The 17,145-nt window shown below is 61.0% G+C and carries 11 protein-coding genes; 5 read left to right on the top strand and 6 right to left on the bottom strand.

What is annotated here, in order from left to right; translation table 11 throughout:
- Nucleotides 1-81 precede the first annotated feature (81 nt).
- From PCJ49_RS17915 to PCJ49_RS17895, 5 genes are all read right to left on the bottom strand, one after another.
- A complete protein-coding gene (locus PCJ49_RS17915; RefSeq protein WP_269912141.1) occupies nucleotides 82-741 on the bottom strand; it encodes a thioredoxin domain-containing protein in 660 nt (219 codons plus the stop codon).
- 115 nt (nucleotides 742-856) lie between these two features.
- A complete protein-coding gene (locus PCJ49_RS17910) occupies nucleotides 857-1,729 on the bottom strand; it encodes a hypothetical protein (protein ID WP_269912140.1) in 873 nt (290 codons plus the stop codon).
- Between the two features lie 2 nt (nucleotides 1,730-1,731).
- Entirely contained in the window at nucleotides 1,732-2,772 is a 1,041-nt protein-coding gene (locus PCJ49_RS17905; RefSeq protein ID WP_269912139.1) for a hypothetical protein, read from the bottom strand.
- Between the two features lie 143 nt (nucleotides 2,773-2,915).
- Nucleotides 2,916-7,280, bottom strand: a complete 4,365-nt coding sequence (locus tag PCJ49_RS17900) for a translocation/assembly module TamB domain-containing protein (RefSeq protein ID WP_269912138.1) — start codon at nucleotides 7,278-7,280, stop codon at nucleotides 2,916-2,918.
- A gap of 17 nt (nucleotides 7,281-7,297) precedes the next feature.
- The gene (locus tag PCJ49_RS17895; RefSeq protein ID WP_269912137.1) at nucleotides 7,298-9,109 is read right to left on the bottom strand and encodes an autotransporter assembly complex family protein; all 1,812 of its coding nucleotides are present in this window, start codon (nucleotides 9,107-9,109) and stop codon (nucleotides 7,298-7,300) included.
- 381 nt (nucleotides 9,110-9,490) lie between these two features.
- On the opposite strand from PCJ49_RS17895, the gene PCJ49_RS17890 reads away from it, so the two are divergent.
- The 5 genes from PCJ49_RS17890 (at nucleotide 9,491) to typA (ending at nucleotide 16,084) form a co-directional block, all read left to right on the top strand.
- A complete protein-coding gene (locus tag PCJ49_RS17890) occupies nucleotides 9,491-11,044 on the top strand; it encodes a hypothetical protein (RefSeq protein WP_269912136.1) in 1,554 nt (517 codons plus the stop codon).
- Nucleotides 11,045-11,058: 14 nt separating this feature from the next.
- A complete protein-coding gene (locus tag PCJ49_RS17885) occupies nucleotides 11,059-11,739 on the top strand; it encodes a methyltransferase domain-containing protein (RefSeq protein ID WP_269912135.1) in 681 nt (226 codons plus the stop codon).
- Between the two features lie 72 nt (nucleotides 11,740-11,811).
- Nucleotides 11,812-12,954, top strand: a complete 1,143-nt coding sequence (locus PCJ49_RS17880; RefSeq protein WP_269912134.1) for a methyltransferase domain-containing protein — start codon at nucleotides 11,812-11,814, stop codon at nucleotides 12,952-12,954.
- A gap of 84 nt (nucleotides 12,955-13,038) precedes the next feature.
- A complete protein-coding gene (locus PCJ49_RS17875; protein ID WP_269912133.1) occupies nucleotides 13,039-13,968 on the top strand; it encodes a hypothetical protein in 930 nt (309 codons plus the stop codon).
- A gap of 292 nt (nucleotides 13,969-14,260) precedes the next feature.
- Nucleotides 14,261-16,084, top strand: a complete 1,824-nt coding sequence (gene typA / locus PCJ49_RS17870; protein WP_089286098.1) for a translational GTPase TypA — start codon at nucleotides 14,261-14,263, stop codon at nucleotides 16,082-16,084.
- A gap of 91 nt (nucleotides 16,085-16,175) precedes the next feature.
- Here the strand turns inward: typA and PCJ49_RS17865 are convergent, their stop codons facing one another.
- A complete protein-coding gene (locus PCJ49_RS17865; RefSeq protein WP_269912132.1) occupies nucleotides 16,176-17,063 on the bottom strand; it encodes an RNA polymerase factor sigma-32 in 888 nt (295 codons plus the stop codon).
- Between the last annotated feature and the right edge of the window lie 82 nt (nucleotides 17,064-17,145).

Here is a 17,145-nt window from a genome sequence, read left to right as displayed (position 1 = left end):
GTCAATCTATCTCATACCAAGAGCCATGAATCATGGCTCTTGGTATTTGCCAATTCCCTCAAGTGCCGGGCGGAGGAATTGTTAAGAAGCCTTGCGCTTGGCCCCGGCCTTCTGCACCGCTTCCGTCAGCTCATCCAGCTTGGCGCCCATGACGACATAATTGTCATCGACGATGAAGGTGGGGGTGGAGTTGATCTGCTTTTCCTGGCTGGCCGTGTACTGGCTCTTGATCAGGAAATCTTCCAGCTGCTTGTTGCTGGTGCAGGCATCGAACTGTTCCTGGCTCATCCCCGACAGCCGGGCGATCTGGGACAGGTGCTTCAGATAATCCTGGTTCAGCCAGCTATGCTGCGACTTCATGATCGCCGTCTTCAGCGCCAGCCCCTTGGCCCCGCCGGCGCAGCGCATCAGCATATGGGCGCGCAGGCCCGGCGCATTCATCGGGAAGTCCCGGAAGATCAGCTTCACCTCACCGGGATCGATGAATTCCTTCTTGAAGGTGGGCAGCATGTTGATTTCAAAATCGGCGCAGTGGGAACAGGCCAGCGAGGCATATTCCACCACCGTCACCTTGGCCTTGGGGTCGCCATAGACGATTTCCGAGGTGGCCGCCTTGATATCAAGGGCGGGGGCGGCAGGTGCCGTCTGCGCCCAGGCCGGCAGGGCCGACAGCACGGCGGCACCGGCACCAAGGCCCAGCATGGAACGGCGGGAGAGCGGGGAAAGGTCAAGGCCGCGCACGTCGGGGTGTCTCCTGATCCAAAAAGTCGGCACGACTATAGAACCAGCTTTGCGGCGGCGGCAAGGCGATGTGTGCCGCAACCACTCCCCGGAATCGTGGCTGCGGCGAAACGGATCAGCGCAGTTGCCGCAGATATTCGATCATCATTTCCTTGGTATCCGCATCGCTCTGCGCAGCAACCGCCGCAACCAGGGCCTTGCGTTTGGCCTTTCCGACATCGCTGCTATAAAAATCCTCCAAAGCCTTCAGCGACGGTTCCGGGAGCCGGAGCAGCACGATCATCAACATTTCCTGGGCGACACCCCGCAGGAGATCATCACGGAAGGGGGAATAGGCTCTGTCCCCCTCCGCCCTTGTCCGTTGCACGAATTTCGTCGCGTCGTTTTCCAGGCCCTGATCATCCAATCGCTGCCAAGCGGCGGGTTCTTCAACGTGGCGGAAAGCGGCAGCTTCCTGCAGCCGCCGCCCCAGCAGCGCACCTTCGACCTGAATGTCGGTAATGGCCATGTTTCGGGCCAGATTCTCGATCCGGTTCTTATCCGCCCGCTGCGCATAGGCTTCGGCGGCCGCTTGCCGCACCTTGTCGGGGGATGTCTTGTTTTCCGCCTCTATGGCAGCTTGGGCCTGCATGAAGGCATCGGTGGCAAGCAGGAAAGCGGACAGGTCGGCATTGCCTATCTCCACCGCCTTCAGATCCTGACGCGCCCGTGCCAGCATAGGCTCGACCTTGAAAGCCGCCTCCATCACCGGGCGCAGCAAGGCCAGGTCAGCATCGACACCGGCCCCGAAATCCTTGCGGGCCACCCCGCCGGCCGCATCCAGTATCTGCGGGATGGAGCGGTAAAACGGCTCCACATGCTCCATCCGCAGCATGGCTTCATCGGCCTTGCCGGCCTCCCCCGACCGGGAGCAGCCGGTCAACAGCAGGGCCGTCAGCACCAGCAGCAGGCCGGACCATTTCAATAGTGACAGCTCCTGCCCCCGCATATTCATACCCGTGCCGCATCAAGTTGCAGCGGACGCGACGCCTCCGCCAGCCGGTTGAGCGTCGTTTCCGCCCGCAGCAGCACCGGCATCGGGCCGTTCTGCCCGCCCTGCCAGCTATTGGCGGAGAAGAATTTCTCATTGAAGATGCGGCCGTTCAGCTCATCAATCTTGGACTGCACCACATCGCCCGGCCGGGCAACCCGGATCATCTGCTGCGCATGGACACCCCCCAGGAAGCTGCGGGTGGGGGCTCCGCGCGGATAATCCGGGGCGGAAGGCAATTGCTGGATCGGTCGTTCGCGGGTCCCCAGGGCAGCGGCAATGCCCCCACCCAGGCTGGCTTCCCGCATCGGGATATCAACCAGAAAATCGGAATCCAGCATGGCCGACATATGCAGCGACAGTTCGATATGGTCGGTCAGCCGTTCCCGTTTGATCTCGTTCACCGGCGGCTTGAACAAGGGCGCCTTCTTCAGGCTGCCCACCAGGATGGCGCGATCCGCTTCCGACAGGGATTTGTCGTCGCGGATGGCAAAGGCCACCTCCATGGCATAGAGCTGGTTGCTCTCCACATAATTGATCAGGTCATTCTGCAGGACGGCCGGATTGGTGACCGCAGGCGTGGGGGCTGAACGGGTCAGCGTGCCGGCCTTTTCCTCGATATATTTCTTCGCCCTGGCATCGGCCGCATCCATCACGGCCCCCAGGGCGAACATTGCCGCCTTGTTGTTGCTGACCAGATGCAGCGCGTTGAAGGTGCGGTTCAGGTTATTGTTGCAAATGACATTCAGGGCGGCGCGGCTGGCCAGCACGCGCAGGGAGTTGGTGGCAAAGGCCGCCATCAGCACCGTGCTGGACGCGACCGACAAGGCGAGCACGATCATCTCCGCCTTTTCCTTGTCGCTCTTCTCCTGCGCTGCCCAGGTTGCCTTATACTGGTCATGGGCCAGATGATAGGCGCTGGCATAATCGCGGCAGAAAATCCGCCAGCGTATGGCCTTGGACTCCAGCTCATCCAGATAATTGCGGATAATGTCGCTCATGGCGGTTCCCCGTCCTGAGAAAGCGCCGGGCAGGCGCAAGTGAAGGGCTCGCCCTTTATTCCTGCAGGTGCGACGGGGGAGCAAGAAAGCGGGGGCGGTACAGCCGTTTGGGGCGCTCCTACCCCTTCCGGCTCAGCACCGGTTCAGTAATCCCATTCAAACTGCACGCCCACCTTGCTTTCGGTGCCCAGTTCGCCACGCGCCTTGATATGCTGGGTGATGCCATATTCAACCGTGGCCTTGCTTTCGCCCGTGCCCAACTGCTGCTCCACCCCGACATAGAGATTCTCGCCGATATAGCGGCCGGCAGCGACGGTGCCGGCCCCGGTGCCATTCTCGGACCCCCGGAATTCCAGCCGGTCGACGCCGAGCGAGCGTTTGACATTATCCACCAGCCCCGGCCCGCCGCCGAACAGGCCGGTCAGTTGCGCGGCACTCTGGGCCAGTTGCAGCGCCTCCAGGGCCGACAACTGACCGGCACCCCGGTTGAACAGCAGCCGGGCCAGCACCTCATCCTCCGGATAGGGCGGCTGGGAGCTGAGCTTGACGCTGGGCTTGGACGGGCGGCCGCCGATGGCGACAATGGCCGTCAACTCACCGCGCTGGGTGCGGGCTTCCACATCCAGGGTCGGGTCCAGGCTGCCATCAAAGGTGATGTTGGACCGGGCAATGGTGAAGGTCTGGCCCAGCAAGGCCAGATCGCCCTTCACCAGGGAGATGGGGCCGGAAACGCTGGGATCATCCAGCGTGCCCCGCACCTTCAGGGAGGCTTTCAGTTCCGCATCCAGCCCCCGGCCGGTGACATAAAGGCGGTTGGGCGCCTCCACATCCACTTCCAGCCGCACCACCAACGCCTTGGGCGGGGCGCCCACCGGCTGTGCCACCGCAGAACTGGCGCCCGCTGGCGGGGCAATGCGGCGGGGATGGTTGATCTCCACCACCGGCAGATCGGCCACAGAGGTCGGCAGCTTGTCGGGGATGCGGACATGCGCCTCCTCCACATCCACCCGTCCGGCCACCAATATGTCGGTCAGCGTGCCGGTGACGGCGATGGCCGCCCCGGCCGTCGCCTCCACCATGTCGATCTGGGCCAGCCTGGCCTTGCGCGCCGTCAGTTTCAGGTCGATCTGCCGGTCACCCCGCTCCGGCCGGAAGCCGATGGAGCCGGCCAGGCTGACCTGCCCGCCGCCGGGCGTCTTGCCATCAAAGCTGCGGATCACCAGCCCTTCCGGATCGCCCTGCATCAGCGCAGTGATATCGGTGATCCGCGTGCCCCATTCCTGGTTCTCATAAGAGGCCCCCTGCAGCTCCACCGTGCCGGAAAGCTGGCGGTGGGCCAGCGTGCCGGCCAGCGAGAGATCCACCTTCATCTGGCCGCCCAGCCGGTCCCCGCTGCCGGCCAGGAAATCGTTGAAACGGTTCAACGCCATATCCCCTTCCAGCCGGCCGCTGATCGGCTGATCATCGGGCAGGGAAATGGCTGTGGCATTGCCATCCATCACCAGGGGCAGTTCCCCGCGCGCCGTCAGCCCCACACCACCGCCCTGGCTATCCAGCTTGGCGGTCAGGGCCACGCGGCCATGCCGCCAGGTGGCGGCCAGTTCGGCCCCCAGCGGCGCCGGCCCCTTTTCCACCGGCGGGGTGATGGAGAAGCGGTCCAGCTTCAGTGACAAAGTACCTTCCGGGGCCGCCACCGTGCCGCCGATGCTGGCCGTGCCGTTCAGCTCCCCATAGAGTGTCAGGGTGGGATCGATGATGCGGGCCCAGGTCAGCGGCACCTTTACCATCTCCGCCCGCGCCGAGAGGGCTCGGCGGTTCAGGTCGGCATTCATCACCACCCGGCTGTCACCGGAGATGAGGGCCAGATCCTTCACAAGCACCACACCCGTGCCATAGGCCAGTTCCGCCGGCTGCGCCGTCTGGAACCCGGTATCCCCATAAGAACCGGTGAAGCGTGACAGCAGCAGGCGCAGCATCACCCCGCCGCCTTCCTTGTTCTCCGGCGTGGAGAAGGTACCGGCCAGGGAGACCTTCACCGGCGCGGACGCCTTGCCGGACAGGTCCAGGGTCACCGCCGTGCCGGTCAGCGGCCCCTTGGCGGTGGCGGTCAGCGTATCGACATGGGCGTTGCCGGGATCAATGCCCTTGGCCTGCAGGCTGACATCCAGCACCGGCTTGGCCAGCGCATCCTCCACCTTGCTGTCCACCGCCACGGCGGCAATGCGCTGGCCATGCCAGCGGCGCCAGATTTCCTTGAAATCAGCGGTGAACGAAACCTGCTGCTGCCCGCGCACCACCGCCAGATCCAGGCTGAACCGGCCATTGCCCCAGACCTCATCCCCGGCAATGAAGCCGATGATACCCAGGTCCGGCACCGTCCCCGTCAGCTTGCCTTCCGCCGTGCCGGTGGACAGGTTGGTGCGGATGCCGCCATCGATGCGGTTGATACCGATCACCGCGGACAGATTGTCCAGCGCCAGCCGGTCACCCTCCAGCGCGATATCGCCATTGGCGGCAACGCGCTGGCCGATGACGCTGGTTTCCGCCGACAGTTTGCCGCGTGCTGATTTCGGCCCGCCCTGGCCGGTGAAGGTGACCTGCGCCGCCCCCACCTGCAACCCGTCCAGCACCAGATTGCTGCCATCCAGCCGCAGGGCCAGCCGGGTCGCCCCCTCCGGTCCTTCCGCCTTGATGCTGGCGGTCACACCGCCCGCCATGGCCATGCCCAGGGCAGGCCCCAGCGGCGAGAGATCATCAATCTTCGCCGTCAGATCGCTGGTCAGGCGCTGGCCCGCCAGCGCCACCGCGCCGCGCAGGTCCAGGTGCGGGCTGGTCAGCACCAGATCGCGCAACTGGATTTCCTTGCCGGCAGACAGGGTGACCGACAGATCGGTGGTCGCCCCCAGCAGCGCGTCGGCCGCCGGTGTGGCGGTTTTCAGGTCGCGGCCACGCGCCTTGATGCTGGCCGTCAACTCCCCGCCTGCCCGTTTCAGGGTGACATCCGCCGCCAGTGCCCCCGACAGGTCACGCCCGGCCAAGGGCGACAGGGTGGCAAGATTGGGGCTTTCCAACACCAGATCGGCCTGGCCCGCCGCCCCCCATTGGGTGAAGGCACCCTTGCCGCTGGCCTTCAGCAGCGGGCCATCCAGGGACAGGCTGGTAATATTGATACTTTGCTGCGGTACCCGGATATCGCCCGTCAGGGCCAGCGTGCCACGCTGATTGGTGATGCCGCCGCCGCGCATCCCTTCCAGCGCACTGGTCAGATCCAGCACGATACGGTCGAGCGAGCCTTCGGCCGCCGCCGTGCCTTTCAAGGTCACGCTGTCGGCGCCGAATTCAGCAAAACGCGGGGCCATCACGGTAAAATCCGTCACCAGCTTGGGCACCTGCGGCGTGCCAGTCATGGTGACGGTGCCCCGCGCCGTCTCGAAATAGCGGGTCTCGCCCAGGAAGGCGTGCAGGGCCGATTCCGCCGGCACCTGGATCAAGGTGCCCAGATTGACCGCCTTGGTCGTCAGATTGTAAGCGCCGCCGCCGGCCAGCGTACCGGCGGCAATCTGGATGGAGACACCATCCAGCACAATCTCCTTGCCGGGATGGATCAGCCCGCCAGCCCCCAGCTTCAGTTCCGGCCCGACCAGGGCGCGCCAGTTGGCCGGCAACAGGGCCTGGATATTGCCATCCGCCTCCAGCCCGAAGGTCAGCTTGTCGGCTGCCGGGCGGATGCGGGCCTGGGCCCGGCCATTCACCACATCGCCCGCCTTGGCGGACAGGTTGCCCGTCCAGTCGGTCAGCGGGCCATCGCCCTCCAGCGTCACGGTGAAGGCGGGGCGGCCGGGAATATCCAGCAATTCCGCCACCAGACCATTTTCCGGTTCCGCCGCTACGGCGGCCAGCTTCAGCCGGCTTCCCGGTTGGTAGAAGGCATCCAGCGTCAAGGTGCCCGGCCGGTCATCGATCCGGGCCACGTCCAGATGCACATTCCCACCCGGTGCCCCCGCCGGGATATCGGCGCGGCCAGCCAGCTTCAGCAAAGCCGCCGTTCCGCCCAGCAGATCGGGGCCCAATTCCGCCCTCCCCACGGCCAACTGCCGCAGATCGATCGCCACCGGCAGGCGGAAGGGGGCGGCGTTGGGGTCCGCGGGTTCTTCCGGTCCGGGCAAGGGCTGGCGGGCCACCGCCACCCTGTCGGCCGTCAGCGCCTCCACCGACACAAGGCGGGACAGCAGTGCCCAGGGCGACCAGGACAGCCGCGCACCTTCCACCGTCAGCCAGACACCCTGGGCATCGGCCATGGTCAGCCGGGTCAGGCGCAGGTCAAACAGGTTGCCACTGGCCCCTTCCAGCCCCAGCCCGGGCACGGACTGGCGGGCCTGCGCCAGCACGAAATCCCGGCCCGATCCGGTGCCCAGCCAGATGATGGCAACGGTGAAAATCAGCACGGCCAGCCCGATCAGGCTGGCGAAACCGGCGGCGATCCAGGCCAGCGGTGAGCGCATGTTCATTCCCTCCCCGCCTTTGCTTAAAATGCCTGACCGATGCTGACATAAAGCTGGAAGGCATTATCACCCTTCCGGCGGTTCAGCGGCACGGCGGCATCCACCCGGATCGGGCCGATGGGGGTGTAATAGCGCCCGCCAATGCCGGCGGCATAGCGCAGCCCCTCCCCGAAATCGGGATATTCGGTGGTGTAGACATTGCCGGCCTCGACAAAGGGCACGATGCCGATATTTTCCGTCACCTTGACGCGCATCTCCGCCCCCAGTTCCAGCAGCGAGACGCCGCCGGTGGGATTACGCTCCGCGTCCAGCGGGCCGACCTTCTGATAACCATAGCCGCGGATGGACCCGCCACCGCCGGCATAAAAACGCTTGTCGGCGGGCACATCCAGCAGCCCGCCGCCCAGCACCGCGCCATAGACGCCGCGCAGCGCGCCGACATAGCGGCCATTGCCGGAAAAATCATGATAGGCGGACCCGTTCAACCGCCCGATGACAAAGCTGTTGCTGTCCCCCAGTGCTGCCCAATAGGGGGTGACCGTACCGGACAAGCGGAAGCCTGCTGTCGGGTCCAGCAGGTTGTTGCTGCGATCCCAGGTCAGCACCAGGGGAAAACCGATCAGGGTATTGGTGGTGGTCTGCACATTCTCTTTGATCTTGGATTGCTCGGCGGTGACACCCAGGCTGCCGGTCAATTGCTTGGAAAAGCGCCGATTGACGGCGGCGGTGAAGACCAGCGCGTCGCGGCGATAGGCATCGGGCCGTTCCGACACCGCCTCTGCCGTCAGGTTGAGTGACTGGCGGCGGGAGAGGAAATCCGGCTCTTTGTAGGTGGTGATCAGGCGGTAATCCAATTCCTTGACGTCGGTGGTGGTGCCGCGCCGGCCGACGCCGGCGATCTCCGCCCCCACCCGGAACTGTTCCGCCCCGCCCAGCAAATTACGATGGCCCCAATAGGCATTGGCGCCAAAACCATCCTCGGTGGAATAGGCTGAGCCGAAGCCGACATAGCGCATTTCCCGTTCCTGCACATCCACCAGCACGGGGGCCTGGTTCTGCGCATCGGGCTGATCCTCCAGCCGCATCCGGACGGAGGAGAAGACGCCCAGTTCCGCCAGGGCCTGGCGCCCCTCCTCCATGGTGGCGGGGTTGTACTGATCCCCCTGGCGCCAGGGCAGACGGCGCATCACGGCGCGGTTTTCCACATCCTGCAACCCGGTGATGCTGACCGGGCCGAAGGCGACGCGGGGGCCGGGATCGACCTTGAAATTCACCGCCATCGTCTGGCTGGCATGGTCGACCACCAGCTTGCGATCCAGGGTGCGGGCATAGGCATAGCCCTTTTCGGCGAAACGGGGGACGATACGGCCCTCCGCCTCCAGGATTTGCGGCCCGTCCGCCGGGGCGCCCTCGGCCAGCCCCAGTTCTGCCGCCGTCACCGTCTGTTCCGGCAGCGGCACATCGCTGGGACCGGACAGGGTGACCTGGGCGATCTTGTAGCGCTCCCCCCGTTCCACGTGGATCACCACCTCGGCGGGACTGTTCTCCACATCAATTTCCAGATCCAGGGTGGCATCGTAATAGCCGGTGGAGCGCAGGGCGGCCACCATGCGGTCCAGATCGGCATCGGCCCGGCGGCGCAGCCCGATGGGCGATGGCGGCGGCTGATCCTTCAGGGAGACCAGGCGGGAGACGTCGTTCAGCAGGTCGCGCAGCGCCGGACGGTCATCAACCCCCTTGATCTCCACCTCATAGGGCGTCTGCTGGGCCATAACAGGCGCGACCGCCAACAGCGATACACCGGCCAGGGCCGACAGCAGGAACCGTTTACGCATCTTCCACATTTCCCAGTTACATCGGGCTCGGGCCCATGGTGGCAGGTGATAGCCGCCGGCACCAGACGGAACCCATAACGCCTTGGGGCTACATCTTGTTGCATAAGAGATTGGCGGGATGCGACTTAAGGTTAGTTTTGGGCGGCACGCGCCGCGGGCTGGCCCCGGGACGCAGGACGGTGCCCCACCGCCCCTGCCAAAGTGCTGCGTAAAAATGTCAAAAAGTTATCAGCACCCTTGCGCAAGAGCTGACGCTGGCTTCCCGCACCTCAACCAAGTTCCAATATCCTCGATTCTTCTGCACCCGATGACGCCCCGTGCTTGCTTGGGACAGTTGGTTTGCAGTACGATCAATAAAATTATCCGGGATTGTGTGAAGCGATGCTGACGGTCGAAGCCTTTCTTTCTGCCGCCAACGGCGAGGGACCGCCTGTTGAACTGGAGACAAGCGGATTCAAGCTCTCCTATGGGCTGAACCGCCGGGCCGGGCGGCCGGAACTGACCTTGATATCCACGGTCGGGGCGGGACATCGGGCCATCCATAGCAACTATATTGAGCTGGATGATGATGGCTCTGTGATCGATCATCCCTTGATCGGCCCGGACGTCGCCGCCTTCATTTACCGAAATTTCGACCGCCGTGGTCACACGGAATCCTTTACCATTCCGGCCCGCGCCCTGGCCCATGGGGAAGCAGAGGCGGCGCTGGTCGCGCCAAAGCCGGAAGATGTGCGCCATCAACTGGGCACAACCGAAAAAAGCTTCACCGCCACTGGGGCCAAACTTGCCGCCCACTGGCCGATATTCCACAAGCTGCGCGATACCGGCTTTTCTTCCATCATCCGCGCCACCATGACCAACAGTCAGGTCTGCGCGTCGCGCTGCCATTTCTGTTCCACGATCGCCCGGAACAAGAAAGACAGCATCACGCTGGAAGAAGCCAAGCGTTTCGTCACCACGCTTTATGATGAGCAAGCCGCCTTCAACCGGGAACAATTTCCCGAGTATAATGAGGAATATCGCCGCCTTCACGGCTGCGATATCCGGTTGCGCGGCCTGATTCTCTCCGGCGGCGGTCAGCCTAATCTCTGGCCGCATTTCGTTGAATTCGTGCGCTGGCTCTCGGAACGGGATATTGATCTCGGGTTGATCACCAACGGTTTTCCCCAGTCAATCCCGGAAGATATCTATACCCATTTCAAATGGGTGCGCATTTCCGTGACCCCGCCGGAGGCATCGGCCTTCTATCCGGGCGGGATGTTTGAAAAGCAATATATCCCCGCCACCCTGAAACATAACCCGGCCGTCACTGTCGGCCTGTCCTATGTCGATGGCCCCTGGTCGGATGACGCGATTCTGCTGCGGCTGGATCGGGCTGCCGTTGAAAACGGCTTTGAATATGTCCGTGTGCTGACCGATTGCAATCTCGGCCGTTCAGCGCAGTTGCTGGCCCATCATCATCTGGCAGAGAAGCTGTTCCGCACCGGTCTGGTCGATGCCAAGGGGCAGGCCATTTCCCGCACCTTCCAGCAGTTGAAATACCATGGGACCGAAGGTGAAGCCCTGGACCTGTGGAGCGAAGGGCAATGCTATCTTCAATCCTATAACGTGTTCTGGGATACGACTGGCCATGATGATAATGGCCATTCCTACTGCTATCCCTGCGATTCCGTAACGGTTCTGACCGAGGAAGGGCCAGCGAACGAAGCCAGCAATTCAGAACGCCGCTTCAATGCCTCGAAATGGGGGACCGTTCGCAACGATCAGGTTGAAAAACTCTACCGCGAACCTCTGCGCGCCTATTTCGATCCGCGTGAAATCTGTCACGCTTGCCTTTTCATGCGCAATAATGCAACAGTGAAGTCATTGGCGAATGCTGAGGATTATTCATCCATCTCAGTTCCCAAGGATCTTCAGCATCAAAATTTCCCTTAAAGACGGAAAAACAAATGTCCAACGCTGACACCATTAAGCACGATAATCTCATAGAAGCCTATGACGAGGATTATTACGAACGAGGTGTCATTGTTGGAAAATCCGGCTATATGAATTATCGCTGGATGCCGGAAATGACGCTGCGTATGGCGCATTTCATGATCCAGAATCTTGGCCTTAAGCAAGGACAGCGGGTACTTGATTTTGGCTGCGCCAAAGGCTTTCTGGTCAAAGCTTTCCGCATTCTCGATATTGATGCCGAAGGGATTGACGTATCGGAATATGCCATCCGCATGGTGGATACAGAGCTGCGCGATCATTGCCGCCTGATCACGGGTGTTGAGGACGAGAATTGTTTTGTTGGCAACTATGACATCCTGATCGCAAAGGATGTCTTTGAACATTTGACCGAGGAACAAGTTCGTACCCTGCTGGTGCGGGCCAAGAATTCCTGCAAGCGTGTGTTTGCAGCCATTCCCTTGGCTGCAGACGATGATATCGGCAGTTTTATTGTACCAGAATACAATAAAGATATTACCCATATAACGGCAAAATCCTTCAATTGGTGGCAGAATCTATTTATAGATTGCGGCTGGAAGATTGAAGATGCATCATTTAACTGTATTGGAATTAAGGAAAACTGGACACGGTATTGGCCGGAAGGCAATGGATTCTACACACTAATATCAGATTGATATTAGATATCGCTAAGTAGATAATTTCTATAGACAACCATTTTTCTAAATTTCTCAAACGAGGGAATGATCATGGAAAAGGCGAGAGGTCAGTTCCTTGATGATGGTGCACGGTTTCTCGCCGAAGCAATCAGCCAGTTCGTACCAACTTGCGCAAGTGTTGTGGACATTGGCGGTAACGCCGCTGCGGTGGCAGACCATGTACGCACGTCTGACAATGGTCCGCGTCTTGCCCTGGCCTTGGGCGTTGCGGAGTTTATTGCGGCGGAGCAGGCGGATGCCTTGATTGATGATCTCTGCAATCGCGCTGACAATATCATCTTTGCTGCGACAGCCCCCGGTCAGGCGGGCGAAGGGCTGTTGAACTGCCAATGGCCCTCTTTCTGGGTGAAAGCCTTCGCCGCACGTGGCTTTTCCGCAACGGATAATTTACGTCGCCTCATCTGGGATGATGAACGTTTTCCGATCTGGTGCCGTCAGAACCTGTTGCTCTTCACAAGAGGGGCGGTGCAGGAAGAGATTTCCCCATCTCAATTCGATATCGTTCATCCACATACGTTGCGTCAGGCCGAAACCCGGTCAGAGGTTTTGACACGGGATAATGAACGGCTTCTGGCCATGTGGACCAACCGTTATGAGAACGGCTTTTCACCCCAGGAGGTACATTGGTGCCGCATCGTCATGAACGAAGAAACCAAGCGTCTGATGAAGACGCTGGATTATTCGAATATGAGTTGTTTGGAAATTTCTGGTTGTGCGTGGCAGGGCTTTGGTTTCAAGGATTACACGGTCGCTGTCTTTCCGCAGTTTGACATCACGAAGCACGTAGCACGACGCGCGGACGGTCAAGGCTTTGACGTCATCATCGCGGAGCAGGTGTTGGAACATGTTCCTGTCCCCTGGGTTGGGGTCAGCACCATGTATCAGGGCTTGGCCCCTGGCGGCCATTTATTGGTGACAACGCCGTTTTTCATCCGAATTCATGCTCACCCGCATGATTACACGCGCTGGACGGAGGCAGGCTTACGGAATCTGTTTGAATATGCCGGCTTCGCGCCGGACAAGATCATCACTGGTTCCTGGGGTAATCGCGCATGCGTCAATGCCAACTTTGTTGGCTCGGTCTATCGCGCTGAAGCCTATGACCAAGCTGTACATTCGTTGGAAAACGAACCGGATGTTCCGATCATGGTGTGGGCGTTTGCGCAAAAATAACGTCGCGCTCACACTTTACTACCCGTCACCCCGGCAGTTACGCAAACATGCTGGTGGATTCGGTTTTCTGCCCGGGGTAACGCCATGACCAGTTTCGACCTTTTTTACATCAATCTGGACAGCGCAACAGATCGGCGTGCCGCCGTTGAGGCAAGCCACGCCAAAGCTGGCTTTTCCAGCAACTGGACCTTCAACCGCTTTCCAGCCTATGGCAAAACCAGCATCGAGGTCTTGTCGACCCCGGGACAGCAAACCCCCGCCTATAAAGGAAATTTTCTGAGTCACATCAACTGCATTGAGCGGATGGGAAATCCGGACTCCCATTTGATGATCTGCGAGGACGATTGTGACTTCGCACCCGGCTGCGGCGATTACATTGAAAAACTTGTTGCGCAGCTCCCCGACGATAAGTGGGATGTCCTTTTTACCGAAATCTCCTTCATGAGTTGGTACCAGCTTCCAATCATGATGAAGTTGAAGCAAAAACTTTCTGGCGAAGCATTAAAGTTGATCCCCTTGGAGGGATTTAAATTTCCATTCACTGGATCATCAAGCTATGTGGTCAATAAAAAATCCAGAGGAAAAATCCTGGAATTGCTTAGTAACTTACGCAGCTCAATTGATCACCCTTACGATGTATGTCTCAGGGCATGTATTGATAAAGGAAATCTTCAAGGTTTTCTTATATTCCCCTTCATTGTCGCCCCGTCCATTCACGCCAATGAAACCCAGGCCCCCTGTTTCGAATTAGATGGAATCCAAGCTTTCGCCCAGAAGCTGCAAATGGAAACCCTTAACAGTGCCCGCCGAATGCTCGCCATCCATTACAACGGAACCGTTCCATTAAGCCCCGTCTATCAAAATTTTTTCAACACCTATGAATATAATCAAGAAGAAAAAAACATGCGGGACATCATGTACTGGGGGCAAGCAGTTCAGGCACTTGCAGATTATAATGAACTTTCAGGCATAAAGGTGCTTTCAGTCGATCTTCCCTTGAAACCCGTCTCTTAAAGACGCAAGACCCGCTTCCCGTCCTTTGTTCATTGAAGGGGGCGGGGAGCAAGGAGACGGGATATCGGCACCGTCACAGAAAATTCACCCACGCGGCGCGCAAGGCAGCCCGGCAGGATGCGCCCTATGCGGCGGCCGGGCGCTTGATTATATTGCGCCGCGACAGACACGCCCGACCCCTGACCTGTGGCCTTTGATGCCGCCGGCCCGGTGGCGGGCATTTTTCATGCGCGAACCTCTTTCCGGCGGATCAGGAATGGGCGGCGCGCTCAGGACAGATTCAGGGCCCCACATGGAATTGCGCAATATCGCCATCATCGCCCACGTTGACCATGGCAAGACCACCCTGGTGGACATGCTGTTGAAGCAGTCGGGCACGTTCCGCGAAAACCAGCAGGTCGCCGAACGCGCCATGGACAGCAACGATCTGGAGCGTGAGCGCGGCATCACCATCCTGGCCAAGTGCACCTCAGTCGTCTGGAACGACGTGCGCATCAACATCGTCGACACCCCCGGCCACGCAGATTTCGGCGGCGAGGTGGAGCGTATCCTGAACATGGTGGACGGCGTCTGCCTGCTGGTGGACAGCGCCGAAGGCCCGCTGCCGCAGACCAAGTTCGTGCTGGGCAAGGCCCTGAAGCTCGGGATGCGCCCGATGGTGATCGTCAACAAGATCGACCGTCAGGACGCCCGCCCCGACGAAGTGCATAATGAGATTTTCGACCTGTTCGCTTCGCTGGACGCCACCGACGAACAGCTCGACTTCCCCACCTTGTTCGCCTCGGGCCGCAATGGCTGGGCCGTGAACAATCTGGATGATGAGCGCAAGGATCTGACCCCGCTGTTCGAGCTGGTGGTTAACCATGTGCCGGCCCCGAAGGTGGACAGCGCTGACGCCCCGTTCAAGATGCTGGCGACCACCCTGGAAGCCAACCCCTATCTGGGTCGCATCCTGACCGGCCGTATCCAGTCCGGCCGCATCAAGACCAACATGGCCATCAAGGCACTGAGCCGTGACGGCAAGCTGATCGAGCAGGGCCGTGCGTCGAAGGTGCTGGCCTTCCGCGGTCTGGAACGCGTGCCGGTGGATGAGGCGCAGGCGGGTGACATTGTCGCCATCGCCGGTCTGACCAAGACCACCGTGGCCGACAGCATCGTGGAAATGAGCGTCGATGAGCCCTTGTCGGCTCAGCCGATCGATCCGCCGACGCTGGCCATGACCTTCTCGGTCAATGACAGCCCGCTGGCCGGCCGCGAAGGCGACAAGGTCACCAGCCGCATGATCCGCGACCGCCTGATGCGCGAAGCGGAAGGCAATGTGGCCCTGCAGATCCGCGAAACCGCCAATGCCGACGCTTACGAAGTGGCCGGCCGTGGCGAATTGCAGCTGGGCATCCTGATCGAAACCATGCGCCGCGAAGGTTTCGAGCTGTCGATCAGCCGTCCGCGCGTGGTGATGCAGACCGACGAAAACGGCCAGAAGCTGGAGCCGATTGAGGAAGTCGTCGTTGACGTGGACGAGGAATTCTCCGGCGTCGTCGTTCAGAAGCTGAACGAGCGCAAGGGCGAAATGCTGGAAATGAAGCCCTCGGGCGCCGGCAAGCTGCGTCTGGTGTTCCATGTGCCGTCGCGTGGCCTGATCGGCTATCAGGGTGAATTCCTGACCGACACCCGTGGCACCGGCGTCATCAACCGCCTGTTCGCCGATTACATGCCCTATAAGGGCGCCATCCCGGGCCGCCGCAACGGCGTGCTGATCTCCAATTCCGATGGCGAGGCCGTGGCCTATGCTCTGTGGAACCTGGAAGATCGCGGCCCGATGATGATCGAACCCGGCTGGAAGGTTTACGAAGGCATGATCGTGGGTGAACATACCCGCGAGAATGACCTGGAAGTGAACGTCCTGAAGGGCAAGAAGCTGACCAACATCCGCACCACCAGCAAGGATGAAGCCGTCGTTCTGACGCCGCCCATCCGCATGTCGCTGGAAAAGGCCCTGTCCTACATCCAGGATGACGAACTGGTGGAAGTGACGCCGAAGTCCATCCGTCTGCGCAAGAAGATGCTGAACCCGAACGACCGCAAGCGCGCCGAGCGTGCGGCCGAAGCCGAGTAAGGCTTACCGGTTCTGCTGAAATGACAAAGCCCCCGCCGGAGCAATTCGGCGGGGGCTTTTTCTTTGGCGTAAAAGGAAATGACTGGGGTGCTCACGCCTCCAGCAGCAATTCCCCATGGTCGCGCACGCGCTTCATCATGCTGGCTTTCAGCTTGTTGAGCGCGCGGGTTTCCAACTGGCGCACGCGTTCCTTGCTCACACCCAGCACGCGGCCCAGTTCCTCCAGCGTCGCACCTTCGTCGCGCAGACGGCGTTCAGCGATGATCTGGCGTTCGCGCGGGCTGAGTTCGCCCAGCGCTTCGGCCAACCAGTGGGAGCGCATCCGGCCGTCGCGCATCCCGATCACCACATCTTCCGGGGAGGGGCGCTGATCGGCCAGCAGATCCTGCCACTCCCCCTCACCGGCCTCGCTCAGCGGATTGTTCAGCGACTGGTCAGCGGCGGCCAGCCGCTGTTCCATCGTCTCCACCTCGCGGGCATCGACATTCAGGGTCTGGGCGATCTGGGCCCGGTCCTCATCGCTCAACCCCGCCGCAGAGGGGTTGCCAGCAATGCGGGCGCGCAGGCGGCGCAGGTTGAAGAACAGGGATTTCTGCGCCGCCGTGGTGCCGGTGCGCACGATGGACCAGTTGCGCAGCACATAATCCTGAATGGCGGAGCGAATCCACCAGGCGGCATAGGTGGAGAAACGCACATCGCGTTCCGGTTCAAACCGGCTGGCCGCCTGCATCAGCCCGACATTGCCTTCCTGCACCAGATCGCCCATCGGCAGCCCGTAATTGCGGAAGCGCGTAGCGGTGGCGATCACCAGACGGGTATAGGAGCGCACCAGCTCATGCAGGGCCCGCTGGTCCCCCTTTTCCCGCCAGCGCCGGGCCAGATCCAGCTCATGATCGCGTTCCAGCAGCGGTTGTTTCATCGCCTGGCGGATGAAGGCGACATTGGCACGCTGGGTTTCGGGATCGTCGATATGGGCCACAGGGAACCTCCGCTCGTATCCGTGTCGCGGCGGGTTGGCCGCCGTCAGATGCGATTGATACGGGGGGAGATTCCGGCTGGAT

Source organism: Niveispirillum sp. BGYR6, assembly GCF_027568365.1.
Classification (GTDB): Bacteria; Pseudomonadota; Alphaproteobacteria; order Azospirillales; family Azospirillaceae; genus Niveispirillum.
Note: the sequence above shows the minus strand (reverse complement) of the source record. Positions and strands in the feature narration are given on the sequence as shown.